18 protein-coding genes and 1 rRNA gene are annotated in these 18168 nt (G+C 63.3%); 12 read left to right on the forward strand and 7 right to left on the reverse strand.

Going from position 1 to position 18168, the window contains the following annotated elements; genetic code table 11:
* Positions 1-97 precede the first annotated feature (97 nt).
* The 5 genes from RMN99_RS02590 to ssb all read left to right on the forward strand — a co-directional run bounded on the left by RMN99_RS02590 (position 98) and on the right by ssb (position 4362).
* Complete coding sequence (locus RMN99_RS02590; RefSeq protein ID WP_409035225.1) at positions 98-727, forward strand: ankyrin repeat domain-containing protein; 630 nt, start codon at positions 98-100, stop codon at positions 725-727.
* A gap of 1 nt (position 728) precedes the next feature.
* Positions 729-1379: a COQ9 family protein gene (locus RMN99_RS02595; protein WP_309621731.1), complete on the forward strand. Its 651-nt coding sequence runs from the start codon at positions 729-731 to the stop codon at positions 1377-1379.
* A gap of 262 nt (positions 1380-1641) precedes the next feature.
* Positions 1642-1881, forward strand: a complete 240-nt coding sequence (locus tag RMN99_RS02600; protein ID WP_309621732.1) for a FeoA family protein — start codon at positions 1642-1644, stop codon at positions 1879-1881.
* Positions 1878-3719 carry a ferrous iron transporter B gene (locus RMN99_RS02605; protein WP_309621733.1) on the forward strand — a complete coding sequence of 614 codons (1842 nt, stop codon included), beginning with the start codon at positions 1878-1880 and terminating at the stop codon, positions 3717-3719. Before RMN99_RS02600 ends, RMN99_RS02605 begins: the two co-directional genes overlap by 4 nt.
* A gap of 127 nt (positions 3720-3846) precedes the next feature.
* On the forward strand, positions 3847-4362 hold the full coding sequence (ssb, locus tag RMN99_RS02610) for a single-stranded DNA-binding protein (RefSeq protein ID WP_309621734.1): 516 nt from the start codon (positions 3847-3849) through the stop codon (positions 4360-4362).
* Between the two features lie 244 nt (positions 4363-4606).
* Here the strand turns inward: ssb and RMN99_RS02615 are convergent, their stop codons facing one another.
* Both RMN99_RS02615 and RMN99_RS02620 read right to left on the reverse strand, forming a co-directional pair.
* Positions 4607-5113, reverse strand: a complete 507-nt coding sequence (locus RMN99_RS02615; RefSeq protein ID WP_309621735.1) for a DUF177 domain-containing protein — start codon at positions 5111-5113, stop codon at positions 4607-4609.
* Positions 5110-5625: a ubiquinol-cytochrome C chaperone family protein gene (locus RMN99_RS02620; RefSeq protein ID WP_309621736.1), complete on the reverse strand. Its 516-nt coding sequence runs from the start codon at positions 5623-5625 to the stop codon at positions 5110-5112. Before RMN99_RS02620 ends, RMN99_RS02615 begins: the two co-directional genes overlap by 4 nt.
* Positions 5626-5789: 164 nt before the next feature.
* Between RMN99_RS02620 and RMN99_RS02625 the strand changes: the two genes are divergently transcribed.
* The 5 genes from RMN99_RS02625 to RMN99_RS02645 all read left to right on the forward strand — a co-directional run bounded on the left by RMN99_RS02625 (position 5790) and on the right by RMN99_RS02645 (position 9854).
* On the forward strand, positions 5790-6236 hold the full coding sequence (locus RMN99_RS02625) for an outer membrane protein assembly factor BamE (protein WP_309621737.1): 447 nt from the start codon (positions 5790-5792) through the stop codon (positions 6234-6236).
* A 52-nt stretch (positions 6237-6288) separates the two neighbouring features.
* Positions 6289-6846: an ATP-dependent protease subunit HslV gene (hslV, locus tag RMN99_RS02630; RefSeq protein WP_309621738.1), complete on the forward strand. Its 558-nt coding sequence runs from the start codon at positions 6289-6291 to the stop codon at positions 6844-6846.
* Positions 6847-6959: 113 nt separating this feature from the next.
* Positions 6960-8060: an acyltransferase gene (locus RMN99_RS02635; protein ID WP_309621739.1), complete on the forward strand. Its 1101-nt coding sequence runs from the start codon at positions 6960-6962 to the stop codon at positions 8058-8060.
* A 30-nt stretch (positions 8061-8090) separates the two neighbouring features.
* A complete protein-coding gene (gene hslU, locus RMN99_RS02640) occupies positions 8091-9392 on the forward strand; it encodes an ATP-dependent protease ATPase subunit HslU (RefSeq protein WP_309621740.1) in 1302 nt (433 codons plus the stop codon).
* Positions 9393-9437: 45 nt separating this feature from the next.
* On the forward strand, positions 9438-9854 hold the full coding sequence (locus tag RMN99_RS02645; RefSeq protein ID WP_309621741.1) for a GFA family protein: 417 nt from the start codon (positions 9438-9440) through the stop codon (positions 9852-9854).
* A gap of 195 nt (positions 9855-10049) precedes the next feature.
* Here the strand turns inward: RMN99_RS02645 and RMN99_RS02650 are convergent, their stop codons facing one another.
* Positions 10050-11435: a peptide MFS transporter gene (locus tag RMN99_RS02650; protein ID WP_309621742.1), complete on the reverse strand. Its 1386-nt coding sequence runs from the start codon at positions 11433-11435 to the stop codon at positions 10050-10052.
* A gap of 93 nt (positions 11436-11528) precedes the next feature.
* Here RMN99_RS02650 and RMN99_RS02655 point away from each other — a divergent pair, with 93 nt between their 5' ends.
* The gene (locus RMN99_RS02655; protein WP_309621743.1) at positions 11529-11729 is read left to right on the forward strand and encodes a DUF1737 domain-containing protein; all 201 of its coding nucleotides are present in this window, start codon (positions 11529-11531) and stop codon (positions 11727-11729) included.
* A 4-nt stretch (positions 11730-11733) separates the two neighbouring features.
* Here RMN99_RS02655 and RMN99_RS02660 read toward each other — a convergent pair whose 3' ends face one another.
* From RMN99_RS02660 to RMN99_RS02675, 4 genes are all read right to left on the reverse strand, one after another.
* Positions 11734-13560 carry an ABCB family ABC transporter ATP-binding protein/permease gene (locus RMN99_RS02660; RefSeq protein ID WP_409035226.1) on the reverse strand — a complete coding sequence of 609 codons (1827 nt, stop codon included), beginning with the start codon at positions 13558-13560 and terminating at the stop codon, positions 11734-11736.
* A 268-nt stretch (positions 13561-13828) separates the two neighbouring features.
* Positions 13829-14740 (reverse strand): retroviral-like aspartic protease family protein, encoded by a 912-nt coding sequence (locus tag RMN99_RS02665; RefSeq protein WP_309621744.1) that lies wholly within the window; start codon positions 14738-14740, stop codon positions 13829-13831.
* A 62-nt stretch (positions 14741-14802) separates the two neighbouring features.
* The gene (locus RMN99_RS02670) at positions 14803-16257 is read right to left on the reverse strand and encodes an oligosaccharide flippase family protein (protein WP_309621745.1); all 1455 of its coding nucleotides are present in this window, start codon (positions 16255-16257) and stop codon (positions 14803-14805) included.
* A gap of 5 nt (positions 16258-16262) precedes the next feature.
* On the reverse strand, positions 16263-17255 hold the full coding sequence (locus RMN99_RS02675) for a glycosyltransferase (RefSeq protein ID WP_309621746.1): 993 nt from the start codon (positions 17253-17255) through the stop codon (positions 16263-16265).
* 662 nt (positions 17256-17917) lie between these two features.
* On the opposite strand from RMN99_RS02675, the gene RMN99_RS02680 reads away from it, so the two are divergent.
* Positions 17918-18168: ribosomal RNA gene (locus RMN99_RS02680) — 16S ribosomal RNA — on the forward strand; the annotation flags it as partial.

Raw genomic sequence — 18168 nt, forward strand, 5'->3', positions numbered from 1 at the left:
GCGCGGCGGTTCATGCTCTGCTAAAGCGCGCGGTGCAAGGAGCGTTTTTAGCGTGCACCGGAAGCGATTCCTGCCGCCCGCGCCCCTAACAGGAGGAATGGTACCCGTGTCGCACTTTCGCCAGCTTTCACGCGCGCTGATCGCGCCCATCGCCATTGTGGCGGTGCTGCCGTCACCGGCGCAGGCACAGTTTTCCGATAGCTACAAATTTCTCGATTCGGTCCGCAAAAAGGAAGGCGACAAGGTTACCGACCTGCTCGCCGAGGGTAGCCCCAACCTGATCAACACCAAGGACCAGACCAGCGGCGATACCGCGCTGCATATCGTTACCCAGCGCCGCGATCTGACCTGGCTGGAATTCCTGATCGGCAAGGGCGCCAATGTGAACGCCCGCAATTTCAAGGGCGACACGCCGTTGGTGGTGGCCTGCAGCCTCAACTGGATCGAAGGGGTGGAACTGCTGGTCGAATTCGGCGCCCATGTCGATGAACCCAATTCAACTGGCGAAACCCCGCTGATCGCCGCGGTCCACAACCGCAATATTGCGCTGATGCGGATCCTTCTGAAAGCCGGAGCCGATCCCGACCGGACCGACAATTCGGGCCGCAACGCACGTGACTATGCCCGCCTCGATGCCAAAGCGGAGGTCCTGCTGGGCGAGATCGACACCAACGCCAAGCCCAAGCCCAAAGCCGGCCAGGGCCCCCAGGTGTTCGGGCCGAAATAGGATGGAAAACGGCAGCCTTGACGATCTGCGGCTGGCACTGGCCCCCGCAGTGGCCGGTGTCGCCGCGTTCGACGGCTGGAGCGAGGCTGCTGTGCGCGCCGCCGCCGAAGAACGCGGGGTCAACCCCGATGCGGCGGTCTATGCCTTTTCGGGTGGGCCGATGGCGATGATCGCGGCGTGGATCGGCTGGACCGACCAGCAGATGAACATCGCGCTGCCCAAAGAGCAGCTGGCGGCGATGAAAATCCGCGAGCGCATTCGCGCGCTGGTGCTGGCCCGGCTGGATGCCATGGCGCCTTACAAGGAAGCGCTGCGCCGCGCCCAGGCGATCATGGCCATGCCGCAGAATGTGCCGAAGGCGCTCAAACTTGGCTGGCACAGCGCCGATGCGATGTGGCGCGCGGCGGGCGATACGGCGACCGACTACAACCATTACACCAAGCGCATGACGCTGGGTTCGATCTACGCCGCAACGCTGGCGGTCTATGTCGGCGATACCAGCGCGGACCACGCGGAGACCAAAGCCTTCCTCGAGCGCCGGATTGAAAATATCATGCAGTTTGAAAAGGCCAAGGCGCGGCTGCTGAAGAATGATCTTGAACAGTTCAGCCCGGCAAGGCTGCTTGGCCGGCTGCGCTACCCGGCGAAATAGCAAGTTTGTTGGCGATTCTCTCCATTTTCACGAAGTGCAAATGGGGAGGTGGCAGACGCCGAAGGCGGCTGACGGAGGGGTAATGGCGCAAGGGCCGATACCCCTCCGTCATTCGCTGCGCGAATCCCACCTCCCCATTTGTGGCATTCGCCAAAAATGGAGAGGATCTCGCAGGCCTTTCCGTCACCCCCCAGTTTTAACCCACACCAGCTCTATTGCGAATGACTTGCAATAGGCGCCGCACTATGGCAGCGCCCCAATCATGACACTCGATCTTCTTCCCGTTGGCCAGGCTGCCCGTATTGTCGCGGTCGATTGGCCCGTGCTGGTCGCGGAAGAGGCGCTGCGGCTGCAGGCGCTGGGCATCGATAGCGGCGCGAAAGTGAGCATTGCCCACCGCGGCATTTTTGGGACCTTCGATCCGATCGCGCTGTCGATTGGCCGGATGACAGTGGCGCTGCGCCGGGTCCATGCCCGCGCCATCGAAGTGGAAACGCTGTGACCGCGCGCAGTGCGGCCCTGGTCGGCAATCCCAATGCGGGCAAAAGCGCGTTGTTCAATGCGCTGACCGGCGCGCGCCAGAAGATCGCCAACTATCCGGGCGTCACGGTGGAGCGCAAGGCGGGGCGGCTGCTGCTGCCCGGCGGAGCGCCGGTGGAGCTGACCGACCTGCCCGGTTCTTACAGCTTCCACGCCACCAGCCCGGACGAAGAGGTGACCCGCAAGGTCATCATGGGCGAGTTTCCCGGAGAAGCGGCGCCGCATGTGCTGGTGGTAGTGCTCGATGCCTCGAACCTCGAACAGCACCTGGTTTTCGCGCAAGAGGTGATCGCGCTGGGGCGGCCGACGGTGGTCGCGCTCAACATGGTCGACCTGGCCGAGCGCGATGGGCTGGTGCTTGAACCGGCCGCGCTGGAAGAGGCGCAGGGCGTGCCGGTCATCCCGACCGTGGCAGTGCGCCGCCGGGGCCTTACTGACCTCGCCGCCGCGATTGCTGCGGCTGAAGGGCGCCCGCTCGAACATCACCGGCCGCACACCACGCTGACCGAGCGCCGGGTTACCGCCCACGCCATCGCCGCAGGTGCGATCGTTTCGGAAACCAGCCGCCACCGTCTCCACGCCAAGCTGGATCAGGTGCTGCTAAACCCGTGGGCCGGGCCGCTGATCCTGTTCGCGCTGCTGTTTGTGGTGTTCCAGGCCGTGTTCACCTGGGCCACACCCTTCGCCGATGGTCTGCAGGCGGTGGTTGATTGGCTGATCGCCCTCGCACGTTCGGCATTGCCGCCCAGCCTGGCGCGCGATCTGCTGACCGAAGGCATCCTTTCAGGCGTCGGGTCGGTGGTGGTGTTCCTGCCGCAGATCGTGATCCTGTTCTTCTTCATCCTCGCCATGGAGGCATCGGGCTATATGGCGCGCGCGGCCTTCCTGATGGACCGGCTGATGGCCGGCGTCGGGCTTTCGGGGCGCAGCTTCATTCCACTCTTGTCCAGCTTTGCCTGCGCGATCCCGGGGATCATGGCTACGCGCAGCATCACCGATCCCAAGGACCGGCTGACCACAATCCTGGTCGCCCCCTTGATGACCTGTTCCGCGCGGCTGCCGGTCTATGCGATCATCATCGCTGCGTTCATTCCGGGGCGCACGGTCGGGCCTGGGATCGGATTGCAGGGACTTGTGTTGCTGGGGCTTTACCTGTTCGGGATCGTATCGGCGATGCTGGTGGCGCTGGTGCTGCGCCGCACGGTTACCAAAGGCGCCGCAAGTGGCTTCATCATGGAACTGCCCAAGTATCAGCTGCCCCACCCCAAGGATCTGCTGATTGGCCTGTGGCAGCGCGCGTGGATCTTCCTGCGCCGGGCCGGCACGATCATCTTCACGGTGACGGTGGTCTTGTGGATCCTGCTCAACTTCCCGCGCGCCGGGGCAGGGCAGGACCAGGTCGATGCCTCGATTGCGGGGCATATTGCCAATGGCCTCGCGGTGGTGGTGGAACCGATCGGTTTCAACCGCGATATCGCACTGGCGCTGATCCCGGCGATGGCCGCGCGCGAGGTTGCGGTCTCCTCGCTCGCCACCTCCTATGCGGTGGGGGCCAGCGATGATCAGCAACAGGCGCTGCAACTGGGCGAGCGGCTGAAAGCCAGCTGGACCCTGCCGACCGCGCTCGCGTTCCTCGCCTGGTTCGTCTTCGCCCCGCAATGCATGAGCACGATCGCGGTGACCCGGCGCGAGACGAATGGGTGGAAATGGCCCAGCTTCATGCTCGCGTACCTGTTTGGTCTGGCATACCTGTTTGCCGGGCTGACCTATTGGAGCGCGGTCTGGCTGGGGCTGGGATAGGATTTGGGTTCGCGCAAGGGCGCAAACCCCTCCAACCCCTGTGGGGGAAATCCGCTCCCGTCAATCTGGCACTCGCTGCGTCAAGCGGCTAGGCCAAGGCCAAGCTATTCAAAAGGGACTCGATTCGATGGCAGGCAGCGTCAACAAGGTCATTCTCATCGGCAACCTCGGGGCCGATCCGGAAGTGAAATCGTTCCAGAACGGGGGGCGGATCGCCAACCTGCGGATTGCCACGTCCGAAAACTGGAAAGACAAGAACACCGGCGAAAAGAAAGAGCGTACCGAATGGCACACCGTGGTGCTCAATTCGGACGGGCTGGTCGGGGTGGCCGAACGCTATCTCAAAAAAGGTAGCAAGATCTATATCGAAGGCCAGCTACGCACCCGCAAATGGCAGGATGCCTCGGGCAACGATCGCTACAGCACCGAAGTATCGGTTGGCGGCATGGGTGGGGTGCTGACGATGCTCGATGGCGCACCCGGCGGCGGGCCGGGCGGCGGCGGCGGCGGTTATGGCGGCGGCCAGCGTTCGGGCGGCGATGACTTTGCCGGCGGGCAGCGTTCCGGTGGCGGTGGCGGCGGCGGAGCTCCCGCTGGCGGTGGCGGCTTCGCCGATGATCTGGACGACGACATCCCGTTCTGAGGATCAGACCATGCTGAAGAGCGAAGCCGAAACGGCTATCCGGCTCCTAACGACAAAATGGCATCGTGAAGTTGGACATCCTGAATTTCCGAGCTTCAGTTCATTTCGTAGATGGGCAGAAATTTGGGTTATGGCGACTATTTCACTTTTCGATCGGTTGGTGGTTCAAGCGATGCGGCTGAACGGTGGTTCGATCAGGAGTTGAAGCAGACTTGGCGCAACTAACGAGTCGGCTTGCCTCCACTCAGTTTTTCTTAAGCAGCTCCCGCAGAGCTGAGGCCATCGGTCCAGCTTGATCCTCGCCTAGCAGTCCGACCTTGTGCCGCGCTGTATTGGCGTTGGTCCCTTCAAGATAGGGATCGATCGCCAGCGCGAGGCTTTGCGCCACGGCTTCGCCCAGATCAAAAGCCGTGCCGGTATATGCAAGTTCGTCGAGTTCTTCGGCGGTGAGGTCGATGTCGGCGGCGGTCGCGGCGCGCGCTGGAACAAACCGCAGCGTCAGTGTTTCGTCGATGCTGACCGGCAGATCCTCGCCCGAAATGGCGCAGCTCTGGACGATTTCTGCGATGAGCCGGCCAGCGGCGTTGACCGTCTTGCCGTTCGGTTCGAGCGTGATCGTGGCCGCAAGTCGCTCGACTGCAACCAGATCGAACCGTGCGGCCAGCGCAGCGCACTCTTCTGCGCTTGCAGACAGCGCGATCGGCACATTGCCGATTTCGCGTAAGTCGATCATCCGTTCGAACTCGCTCATCGCGCGATCTTTCCGGCAAGGATATCGGCAGCAGGCAACGCCGCAAGCGCGGCAGCCAGCACGCGCATTTCGGCGGCCACGGCGGTGCCCGAAATTCCATCGTTCAGCGTCATGTTGCGCTCCACCGCAGCGATCAGCGCGGCCTCGCCCGCCCCGGCCAGCGCCGCGCGGTAGGCATCGAGCCGCCCGCCGAGCGCTTCCATCAGCTTGCCCATGTGCTTGCCCACCATCAGATCGCCGATCCCGTTCTGGCGCAGCTGGCCGTCCATGTCGGCGACGAACCGTTCGGTCAGCCGCGCGGTGGCGTGGCGCAAGTCCTCTTCCTGCTCCATCCGGATCAGCACCAGCGCCAGCACCAGAGTGATGCAATCGAACCGCCCGGGCTCCGTATCGGCCACCCCGCCATGGACATACCAACCCGGTTCGCGCGCCACTTCAACCACGCGGTGCCACAGCGCGGTAGTGTCGATCTGGCCGCGATTCCGGCCCAGCAAGCGGTCAAGTAAGCCCATGCGGCAATGGTCCTTCATTCAGCCGCGATTAAACCCGGAATGCCCATCGCGCGGTTATTGCGCGGCGGGCCAAGGCGGCCTAAGGCTGCGCGCGATAGATCACATCACGGCGGCGGGCAATCCTGTCCGCATGGCCACGGAGCGACGATACGATAATGCGCCTCATGCGAAACATTCTGGGTCTGGCCGCCGCAGCGCTGGTACTTTCGGCTTGCGCTTCGATCAGGGATCACCGCGGTTACCTCGTCGATGGCGCTTTGCTCGAATCGATCATGCCCGGGGTGGACAATCGCGCATCGGTGGAACGCATGCTGGGCCGGCCCAGCTTCATCAGCCACTATGGGCGGCAGGATTGGTACTATGTCTCCACCAACACCCGCCAGTCGGCTTTTGGCGCGCCGCATGCCAACGAACAGCTGATGGTCCGCGTGGCGTTTGACGACAAGGGCAATGTTGCCGCGGTTGAGCGTTCAGGCATGGAAAAGGTAGCGCAGATCGACCCCGATGGCTCGAAAACGCCAACACTGGGCCGCGAACGGACCTTCCTTGAAGACCTGTTCGGCAATATCGGCCAGGTCGGGGCCGGTGCCCCTCCGGGCGGCGGAAACTGATTCGCGCGCACGGGGGAGTTGAAGCGCCCGCGATCAGAGCCATATTGCTGGCATGACAGATCAGCACTCCAGCCACGGCCTGGTCCAGTGGCACGGCACCACCATCATCGGCGTCAAGAAGAACGGCAAGACCGTGATCGCCGGCGATGGCCAGGTCTCGATGGGCAACACCGTGATGAAACCCAACGCCAAAAAGGTGCGGCGGCTGGGGGATGGATCGGTGATCGCCGGATTTGCGGGGGCCACCGCCGATGCCTTCACCCTGTTCGAACGGCTGGAAAAGAAGCTGGAACAACACCGCGGCCAATTGCTGCGCGCCGCGGTTGAGCTCGCCAAGGACTGGCGCACCGACAAGTACCTGCGCAATCTGGAAGCGCTGATGATCGTGGCTGACAAGGACGTGCTGCTGATCCTGACCGGCAACGGCGATGTGCTTGAACCTGAGGAAGGTATCGCTGCGATCGGATCGGGCGGCAACTATGCCTTGTCCGCCGCCAAAGCGCTGACCGAATACGAGGAAGACCCCGAAAAGATCGCCCGCCGCGCGATGGCGGTAGCAGCCGAGGTCTGCGTGTTCACCAATGACCGGGTGACCGTGGAAAGCCTGTAAGCGCGCTAATACAGGGCCCTGTCGTTGACGCGAATTTGGCGCAGTGTTATTCGATTTAGGTGAAGAGTTCAGCGCCGGTAGTGCCATCGACTGCGAATATTGAGAACCGAAGCATGCGTTCTCCGCTCCCGACCTTGCCGGGCCGGGACAGGTACTACCTGCTCGATGGGCTGCGGGGTTTTGCGGCGATTGCGGTCGGCTTGCTGCACTACCGCTGGACGCTGATGCCCGGCGGCTATCTGGCGGTCGACCTGTTCTTCATGCTGTCCGGGTTCGTCCTGGCACGTTCCTATCAAGATGCACTGACCAGCGGGCTGGCGGCGGCGGCTTTCCTGCGCAAGCGGTTGGTACGCCTGTATCCGCTTTACCTTGCAGGCACACTTGGCGGCGCACTTCTGGCCGCCCGGCAATTCAGGCATAGTATCGATCCAGCGGCATTGCAGGATTTCGCTATGGGTTTTGGCTTCAACCTCGCGATGTTGCCCAACCCGTCTGCCCCGGTGCTGTTTCCGTTCAATCCCGCAAGCTGGTCACTGTTTTACGAGCTGCTCGCCAACGCGGTGCTGGCACTCGTTCTGGTCCGGTTGAGCCGCCGGCGTTTGGTTCTGGCTTGTCTGGTGTTTGGCGCGGCACTGGTGACAGCTGCGCTAATAATGAGCCACAGCGCAGCGGGCCGTGCTGTCTACAGCAGCCATGTCGGCGTCGTGGCAATGGGCGTGGAATGGCAAGACTGGCCGCTGGCGCTGCTGCGCACATTGTTCTCGTTCACCGTTGGCGTTACCCTCGCAACATTGCATACTCGCGATGCCCGTAAGCTTACCAACTGGGCCGCCTTGCCAATCGCCGTGATGATCGGCTGCTTTCTTGTGCAGATCGCATTCTCTGCCCGGATCGGCTTCGACCTTGTATTCGTGATGCTGGTTGCCCCTTTGCTGCTGGTTGCAGGCATCCGGCTTCAGCCAGGCCCGCGGCTGGCCGCCATCTGTGCGGTGCTGGGCGAACTGTCGTATGCGTTCTACGCGTTGCATCTGCCGATACTGCAGCTCTTCAAACAGCTTGCAGAGCGCACCGGGCTTTCCGAAATACCGCTCGCACCGCTGTACCTGGCCACGGTCCTGGGGCTCTCGTGGCTTGCCACGCGATACTATGACGTGCCGCTGCGCCGCTGGCTGATCGGCCGCCTCGAAGGTAAGAAAGAGTTCGCCCGCACTTGAAGGAACGCCGCGCAGGCTTACTTGTTGGGCATGCTCGACAACCTGACCCCCAAAGCCATCGTCCGCGCGCTGGATGAACATATCGTCGGCCAGGCCGAGGCCAAGCGCGCGGTCGCGGTGGCGCTGCGCAATCGCTGGCGGCGCCAACGCCTCTCGCCCGAATTGCGCGACGAGGTCAGCCCCAAGAACATCCTGATGATCGGGCCGACGGGTTGCGGCAAGACCGAAATCTCGCGCCGTCTGGCCAAGTTGGCTGATGCGCCGTTCGTCAAGGTCGAGGCGACCAAGTTCACCGAGGTTGGCTATGTCGGCCGCGATGTCGAACAGATCGCCCGCGATCTGGTTGAAGAAGCGATCCGCCTTGAAAAGGATCGCCGCCGCGAAGCGGTGCGCGATGCGGCCGAAGCGGCGGCGATGGACCGGCTGCTGAAAGCGCTGGTCGGCGATGGCGCGTCCGAAGCGACCCGCGAAAGCTTTCGCCAGCGCGTACTCGAACGCGCGATGGACGAGACCGAAGTCGAGATCGAGGTTGAGGATGCGCCGGCCGGAGGGTTCGAGATCCCCGGCATGCCCGGCGGGGTCGGCGTGATCAACCTGTCCGACATGATGTCCAAAGCCATGGGCAAACAGAACCTCAAGCGGCGCAAGCTGAAAGTGCCCGAAGCCTGGACCAAGCTGGTCGACGAAGAGGCCGAAAAGCGCATGGATCAGGACGATGTCGCGCGCGTCGCGCTGGCCAATGCCGAAACCAACGGGATCGTGTTCCTCGACGAGATCGACAAGATCGCGGTTTCGGACGTGCGCGGCGGCTCGGTCAGCCGCGAAGGCGTGCAGCGCGATCTGCTGCCCTTGATCGAAGGCACCACGGTGGCCACCAAATACGGCCCGATGAAAACCGACCACGTGCTGTTCATTGCCTCGGGCGCGTTCCATGTCGCCAAGCCCAGCGACATGCTGCCCGAATTGCAGGGCCGTCTGCCGATCCGGGTTGAGCTGAAGGCGCTCACCGAAGACGATTTCGTCCGCATCCTGTCCGAAACCCGCGCCAATCTGGTTGAGCAGTATCAGGCGCTGCTCGGGACCGAGAAGGTGACGGTCGAGATTACGCCCGAAGCGGTGCGCGAAATCGCGCGGATCGCCGCACAGGTCAACGAAACGCTCGAAAACATCGGTGCGCGGCGCCTGCAGACGGTGATGGAAAAGCTGCTGGAGGAGCTAAGCTTCGAGGCCGAGGACCGCGCGGGCGAGACGGTGACGATCGACGCCGTTTACGTCCGCGACCGGCTGGCGGCACTGGCGCAGGACAGCGATCTTTCGAAATATATCTTGTAGGGTTGGGTCTGTTCCATCAATGTTCTGACCGACTCAAGCGGGAGAATGGCGATGAAACTGTATGGCGGATGCCATTGCGGCGCGGTGCGCTATGCCGTTTCGGGTGAGCCACAGCACGTCGCGCTGTGCCACTGTGCCGATTGCCGGAAAAGCGCGGGCGCGCCGATGGTCAGCTGGGCGGCCTTTGCCGAAGGCGATTTCACGCTCGAGCAGGGCGAACTGACGACGTTCAATTCATCCGGCACGGCAATGCGCAGCTTCTGCGCGAAATGCGGCACCGGGATCGCCTATCGCAACGAAGAATTCCTGCCGGGCATCGTCGATCTCCAGTCCGCCACGCTCGATGATCCTGGAGCGCTGCCCGCCGGGGCGCATATCCAGGTGGCTGAACGGATCGGCTGGATGCAGACTGCGCATGCCCTGCCAGAGTTTCAGCGATTTCCGGGGATGCCGGAGGAATAAGGCCAGCTACGGAAATCTTGACCCACCGCGTCTGTCCTGAGCCTGTCGAAGAACTGTTGTTGTTCATCGCGGGGCAGGACACTTCGGCCTGCAGAAAGGTGCAATGCTTCGACCAGCTCAGCAGGGCTGGGTTTGAAGCAGCGGGGCAAGCGCGAAATGCGGTGAATTGCCAGTCCGCGCAGTGTCCGCCGCAATCTAGGTCGGCTGGGATTCTGGCGGAAGTGCCAACAGCCGACCAAACGGTCGGCGTGTCAGCAGAAGGACCACGCCCGCCCCCGAACAAATGACGGCATTGATCAACCAGAAGCTGCTTGGTGCGAGTTGCTCGTAGAGGCCGCCCATCCATCCGGAGATGATGCTGGCGGCGGATAGCGACAGCGCGTTGAACCCCAGCAGGGTTCCACGCCATCGTTCGGGTGAGCGGGCTGCATAAAGCGCCAGCACGACCGGAGTGAACCAGACCCAACCCAGGTTGGAGAACAGATGGAACAGGATCGGCATCACGATCGAGGCCTTGCCATCGCCGCCCGCGATAATCGGCGCTGCCGCCAGCAATCCTACCGAGGCTCCGAAGATCAGCAGCCCCACCGCCATCTTGTTCAGCGGGTCAGGTTCTGCACCGCTCTTGGCCATTCGCGCCCATACCCACAGGGATGTGAGAGCCAGCACTGCCGGGGCAAGGCCGTCGAGCGACTGCATCCAGGGCACTGGCACCTGGAACCCGCCGACGTTCATGTCGATGTGGTCTCTGAGCCAGACATTGTAGATGTTCCAGATCTGTGCCTGTGCAATCCAGAAGCATACCGAGATCGGCCAGAGCAGAAACAGTCCGATCACGCGCCGACGCTCGTCCGGGGTGAGGGCTTGGTGTGCCACGCTGGTCGTGCCTGACCGACGCGGCGTTTCGGCAGGCAAGTGTCGTCCGCCAGCCAGATAGAGGCCAAAACCCAGAAGCATTCCGAATCCGGCCACCCCGAATCCGGCATGCCAGCCCCACACCGCCGCGACCGCGCCGCTGACGATCGGCGCGATGAAGCCGCCGAAACTGACGCTCAAGGAGTAGTATTGGAAGGCATTGATCTCGCGCGGGTCTCCTTTGCGGTAAAGCGACTTGACCTGCGCCGAGAGATTTCCGCGCAGCAGGCCGGCTCCGGACATTATCAGGACCAAAGCGATCAGGAAGGTCGGATCGAAGGCCATGCAGAAATGGCCGGCCGTCATCAAGGCCGCACCGGCCCCGACCGACAATCGGCGCCCCAGCAGGCGGTCGCCAAGCCACCCCCCGAGCAGCGGAAGGCCGGAAACGAAGGCGATGTAGATGCCGAAAGTCTGGGTTGCGAGCGCCGTATTGCTCAGCGGTCCGGTGACAGTCTCGAGTGCGCCGCGGTAGGTGGAGTAGCCGATAATTGACTGCAGGCGCGTCTGGTCGAGCAGCAGTTCGCCGGTCATGTAGAGAACCAGCATCGCCTGCATTCCGTGGAACGAGATGCGGTCCCACAGTTCCGTGCCGGCCAGCACCCACAGGCCGCGCGGCTGGCCCAGCAGGTCGCGCTGTGGTTGCGGCGGATCGCCTTGCGTCATTTGGTTAGCCCCCGGTGTGGATCAAGGTTTGCGTTAGAAGGTGCGGCGAAGCAAGCCATTGCCGGACCGGCCGGGAAAGCTTAGCACGGTGCCATGCACCAGACTCCCGAAGGCCGCCCGGTCTACCGCCTGCTCACCGGCAAGGACGACCGCGCCTTTTGCGAGCGGGTGTCCGAAGCGCTGGAGCAGGGCTGGCGGCTCTATGGCTCGCCCAGCATGAGCTGGGATGAAGGGCACTTGTGCATCAAGGTGGCGCAGGCGGTGGTGTGGCACGAAGCAGATGCGGTGAAGTAGCCGCCTATTCGGCAGCCTGTGCGTCCTCGACTGCTTCGGCCTGGCGCGCCCACATATCGGCATAGAGCCCGCGTTTGCCCAGAAGCTGGGCGTGGGTGCCCTGTTCGGCCAGCTTCCCCTCGTTCAGCACCAGGATCATGTCAGCATCGGCCACGGTTGACAGGCGGTGTGCGATCGACAGCGATGTGCGCCCTTCGGTGACCGCGTGGAGCGTGGTCAGGATATCCTGCTCGGTGCGGGTATCAAGCGCGCTGGTGGCTTCATCGAGCAGCAAGATCGGCGGGTTCTTGACCAGCGTGCGGGCAATCGCGACGCGCTGCTTCTCGCCGCCTGAAAGCTTTAACCCGCGTTCGCCCACTTCGGTGTCGAACCCGGCTGGCAGGCGTTCGATCAGCCCCATCAAGGCCGCCCCGCGCGCCGCCGCTGTGACTTCGGCCGGGCCCGCGCCATCGCGGCCATAGGCGATGTTATAGCCGATCGTATCGTTGAACAGGACGGACTCTTGCGGGACGATGCCGATTGCGGCGCGCAAACTGGCCTGGGTTACCGCGCGGATATCCTGCCCATCAATCAGGATGCGTCCCTCCCACGGATCGTAGAACCGGAACACCAGCCGCGCGATCGTGCTCTTGCCTGCGCCAGACGGGCCGACCACCGCGACCCGGCTGCCGGCCGGCACTTCGAACGACAAGCCCTTCAGGATCGTGCGATCATGCTCGTAACCGAACACCACATTGTCAAAAACCAGCGAAGGGCGCTGCGTGACCAGCGCGGGCGCGCCGGGTGCGTCGGCCACGTCCTGACCTTCATCCAGCAGCGCAAACATCGCCGCCATGTCGGTCAGCCCCTGGCGGATCGTGCGATAGACCATGCCGAGCAGGTCAAGCGGCCGAAACAGCTGCGCCAGCAACGTGTTGATCGTCACCACATCGCCGGTCGAAAAGCGGCCGATCGACCAGCCCCAGACCACAAAGCCCATCGCGCCCGCCATCATCAGGTTGGTGATCAGCGATTGCCCGACGTTGAGCAGCGCGAGCGAGTTTTCCGATTTGACCGCAGCATCGGCCCATTGCCCGATCACCTGGCCATACCGCGCCGCCTCGCGCTTCTCGGCGCCGAAATACTTGACCGTCTCGTAGTTCAGCAGGCTGTCGACCGATTTGGCGACGGTCTGCGTGTCGAGCTCGTTCATCTTTTCGCGCAGGGCATTGCGCCAGTTGGTCACCTTGGTGGTGAACAGGATATAGGCCGCCACCATCGCCCAGGTCGCGCCGACGATCCCCCAGCCGAACTCGATCTTGAAGTAGATCGACACCAGCACCAGTTCGAGCACGGTCGGGGCGATGTTGAACAGCATGAAATAGAGCATCACATCGATGCTTTTGGTCCCGCGTTCGATCACCTTGGTCACTGCGCCGGTGCGCCGGTTGAGGTGGAAGCGCAGCGACAGCGAATGGAGATGGATGAAAACATGTTCGGCCAGCTGGCGGGTGGCATCCTGGCCAACGCGTTCGAACACCACGTTGCGCAAGTTATCGAACAGCACCCCGGCAAACCGCGCCCCGGCATAAGCGGCGACCAGCGCGATCGCGATCTGCGCGGTGCTTTCCATCCCCGGCACCATCCGGTCGATCGCGCGGCCATACAGCCAGGCCATCGACAGCTGGATCAGCTTTGAAGCGACCACCAGGGCCAGCGCCACAACGATCCGGGCGCGCAGTCCCGGTCGGTCGGCTGGCCACAGGTAAGGCAGAAACCGCCGCAGCGTGCCCCAGCCTTCATGGCGGGCGGCGGGATCGGCAGGGGCAAGGGGCGGGGACATCGGTTCCATTTAGGAATCTTTTGGGCTGCGTCGAGTCTTTCATCCGGCTGACGCCGGTGCGGTCAGACTTTCGTCTGACCTTGCAACACCAGCCCACTCCCCCTGCCCGACCACCCGTTACATGGTACCCTTGGGGTGGTCGGGGCGCCCCAGCGAAAACGTCCCCCGGACGTAGTTCGTGAATCTGTGACACGGGAGTGGGTTGGTGTTGCAGGCTGATCGCGGAGGCGATCAGCTAATCACCCAGACAATAACTCAACCCGTCTTTGGCACAGCCCTATTTCCGAAACGCCGCGTCGGGCATGTCGAAGTAGATCCGCCGGGTCGAGAAATCGATCGCGATGCGGTCAAGCGAACGCAGGTCGCGCATGCCGAGGAACAGCGCGGGCTTCTTGTCGAGCCCCAGCACGGCGAACGGCGGCGAATCGGCATAGGCGATGAGGACGTGGGAAAAGCCGATATTGTCGATCGCCAGCGAGGTCGCCATCGCCAGATCGGCGACGATTTCCTGGCCGGTCACGCTTTTCAAGGTCGCCTGGCCTTGCGGGCTGCGGTTGCGCAGCGCCGCCTGCAGGGCGCGGTTACCGATCGAATATTCGGCACCGGTATCGATCACCACGTTGACCCGCACCCCGTCGATCATGGCGTCGGTCACGATCAGCTGGCCCGAACGGCGCCGCGCAGTGACGACGATCTCAAACCCGCGGTTGCCGCCCAGCGACTTGGCATCGCTGACCAGGATCACGCCCTTGCGGAAATCGATCAGCACGCGCTGGCCCTGCAGGCTGTCGAGCCCGAGGATCCCATCGGCACCAATATCGGACCGTTCAAGCGTGGGTGCGCGCACGCTGTAATAGCTGCGAGTGCCCAGATCGATCTGCTCGATCGATACGGTATCGACCATTTTCACCCCGGCCACGCCGACCAGCCGGGCGCGGCTGTGGGGTTGCAGCGAAAGCTGGCTGGCCAAGGCGGATGAGACCACGGTGTTCTGTGATCCGGTATCGATCAGGAACTGGAACGGGCCCTGATCGGAAACGCGCACCGGCACAGTCATGCGCTGGTGGCGATCCTGGGTTGTCTGGATGACATCGACTTCAGCGGCCTGCGGGGCGACCTGCTGGGCGGTCAGCGCCGGGATTATTGCCAGGATTGGCAAAAGCGGCGCGAATACGGGATGTAATGGCATGGTCTCATGCTCCTCGGCCCGGCATTACCACGCGGGCAAGCAAAGCGCCATGTCGCCGGACGTCAGAGCCGCGTGGTCCGCAGTTTGCCGAAATGCGCCTGCAGCAGGCGCAGCTCCTGCCAGAACGGGTGCCTGACCAGTGGCAGCGCCACCAGCCAGCAGCATGCCCCGGCCAGGCAAAGGCCGACGAGGGCCACGAACCCCGTATCGGCCCCCACCAGGCCGTTCCACTTGGCCAGTGCCAGCGGCGCGCCGGCCGCCAGCGCCACGATCAGGCTCTTGGCATAGACCGCGCCGAGCTGCCGCATCCGGATCCCGACAAGGCGCGGGATATAAGAAGCATAGATCGCCAGCCAGATCGCCCCGGTCAGGATCCGGCCGATCGCGGCCGCTTCAAGGCCCCAGGTGGCGAACACGACCAGGATCACGATGGTGATGAAGGTATCGAACAGGTTGATCCACACCAGCGGCTTGATCCGGCCCAGCAAAATCGGCACGTCCATTTGCAGCGGCATGGCCACGAAGAACATCTCGGCCAGCGCGGTCCAGCGCAGCAGCGGGGCCACCGCATCCCAGTTGGGCCCGTATAGCAGATGGACCACCGGTTCGGCGGCCAGCGCGAGGCCGATCGCGGCGGCCCAGTTCACCCCGGTGTTGCAGGCAATAAGGTGCAGGTAAGGCGCGGCCAGGTCTTCGCCGGCATCGCGTTTCTTTGCAAAGGCAGGATAGAAGACCGAATTGATCGCGCCGACCATCAGCGTGGTCATTTGCCCGGCAAGCGCGCTGGCGCGGGTAAACAGCCCGGTTGCGGCCACGCCCAGCAGACGCCCGACAATCAGATCCTGGCAGCGCATGCCAACCGCGCCCGACAGGCTGATCACGAACGACGATCCGCCAAAGCCCAGCATCGCGCGGACATTATCCAGATGGGCCGGCCGGCGCGGCCGCACCGGATGGGCCGCCATCACGATCCCCAGCCGCGCCGAGGTCATCGCCAGCATCCCCCAGGCCAATGCCGCAGGTCCGGCGCCACCGGCAGCGGCAGCGATCGCCACCAGCGCACCGATCAGGGCGCTGGCGGCATTGGCAATGAACAGCAGGCGGAAATTGAGCGCGCGGGTCAGCATCGCGGACGGCACGATCCCGAACGGGAACAGGACATAGGAAGCAGCGATGATCAGCATCACCCGGGTCAGCCCCGGTTCGCCGTAAAAGTGTGCCAGCGGCGCGGCACCCAGCGCGACCAGGGCAGCAATCAGCCAGCCAAGCCCGACCGCGACCGCGGCATATTCGCCAAGGTGCGCCTCGCGCATCTCGGGCTGGCCGGTAACGAAGCGACTGATCCCCATGTCCTGAAAGATCGCCACGACCATGGCTGCCGCCAGCGCGATCGAGAACAGCCCGACATCGGCGGGCAGCAGGAACAGGCGCGATATGATGACGCTCGAGGCGAACTGGATCGCAAAGCTCGCGTATTGCGAGGCGAAGCTCCAGATTGCGGCGCGGCGGATGCTCACGCGGGTCAGCCCCGCGCCAGCGCGGCGGCCAGCTGCAAGGCGCGGCGCGGCTCGCCGAACCGGGCCAGGCGCACGACGGTGCGCCACAATTCAGCGCCCCGGCCGCCTTCGCCGACATGTTCGAGCAGCATATCGAAGCCGCCCTCGCGCAAGGCGCTGCGCGAATAGACCAGCGCACGGGCCACCCGCCCGCGCACTTCGCTGGCAATTCCGGCCCGCCCGAACAAATCATCGAGTGCGGCAATCGGCGGCAGCGCCAGCAGCGTCTCGGTCGGATCGGGCCGCCCGGCCATCCGTTCCTGCCAGGCCATACAGGATACCGCCACGCCGACCTGTTGCTCCAGCGCATGGCGGCTCGAAACTTGATCGGCATAGTGGCGATAGCGCAGCAGCCGTTCGGGCAGGTTGGCGATCCGGGTGCGCCCCGCCAGCCGCAGCCACAGGTCATAATCTTCGCAGTGGCGGAAAGCCTGGTGATAGCCGCCGGCTGCCAGCACCACGTCGCGCCGGTACATGACGGTTGGGTGCGCCAGCAGCGGGCCGCCGTGCGCAATATTGTGCACCAGCTCTGCGTGCGTTTCGGGATGTTCGCCGGCGGCCAGCGGATAGGGCCGGTCATATTCATCGATATCGCTGGTGCGCGATCCCAGCACGCCGTGATCGTTGTGCTGGGCCAGGAAGGCGATCTGGCGGGCAAACCGTTCGGGCAGGCAGATATCGTCGGCATCCATCCGCGCCACCAACGGTGCCCGCGCTTCGGCCAACAGCTGGTTGAGGCTGATCACCAGACCGTGGTTCTCGCGGGCAATCACCCTGATCCGCGCATCGCGAGCGGCATAGCTTTCGGCAAGCGCCCGGCTCTGGTCGCGCGAACCATCATCGAGGATGAGGAATTCGAAATCCCCCATCGTCTGCGCCAGCACGCTCTCGATCGCGGGCACGAGGAATCGTTCGCCGTTGTAGACGCTCATCGCGACCGAGACGGCAGGCATGGTCATCGTGTGGTAAATATCCTGGGCTTGGCGCACCGCGGCCGCGCTGCTTCCTTCGCCAAAGTCCTTAGCCTGACAGGGTAAACATTCGGTTTGCGTAGGCCGGGCCGGGGGATCGGTCAGCTACGGGGCCATGGGAGAGACGATTCAGCCGCAAACGGGGCTTTCAGACGCGGCAGGTGGAGCGAAAAGTTACCTTGTCGAGTAAGAATCAGTCTCAGTCGCAGTCTGAATCCGCCACCAAATCGGCAGATTTCTGCGAATTTCCGCGCGATTGAAATAAAATTGCAAAAAGGCGGTTGACCGAATCAAGGTGCAGGCTTAGAGGCCCCTTCACCGGACGGGAACGCCGCTCAAACGGCTCGAACGCCCCGGTCGCCAACATAGACGGACAACAGTCCCCCGGTATCACAAGATCGGGGTACGATGGTTGTCCGCTTCGTTTTGTCGGTGGCTCTTTGACATTGTCGGTTTTAGATGAAGGGACATGTGGGCGACGGCGCCTGCTCCCGGGGCTTCAGGGCTCGGGGTGGCAGTTTAAAATAGTCGTTACCATTACATATGTCCTAACGTAACCATACGTTTAGATATGTGCAGGGTAATTGATCCCTGAATTAATTTTACGTCAGATGGCAGGCTTCGGCCTGTGCTGTTGTGAGATTGGACACAAACTTGAGAGTTTGATCCTGGCTCAGAACGAACGCTGGCGGCATGCCTAACACATGCAAGTCGAACGAACCCCCCAGCTTCGGTTGGGTGGTTAGTGGCGCACGGGTGCGTAACGCGTGGGAATCTGCCCCTTGCTTCGGAATAACAGTTAGAAATGACTGCTAATACCGGATAATGTCTTCGGACCAAAGATTTATCGGCAAGGGATGAGCCCGCGTAGGATTAGCTAGTTGGCGGGGTAAAGGCCCAC

It is taken from the genome of Novosphingobium sp. (assembly GCF_031417815.1).
In the GTDB taxonomy this organism is placed as follows: domain Bacteria; phylum Pseudomonadota; class Alphaproteobacteria; order Sphingomonadales; family Sphingomonadaceae; genus Novosphingobium.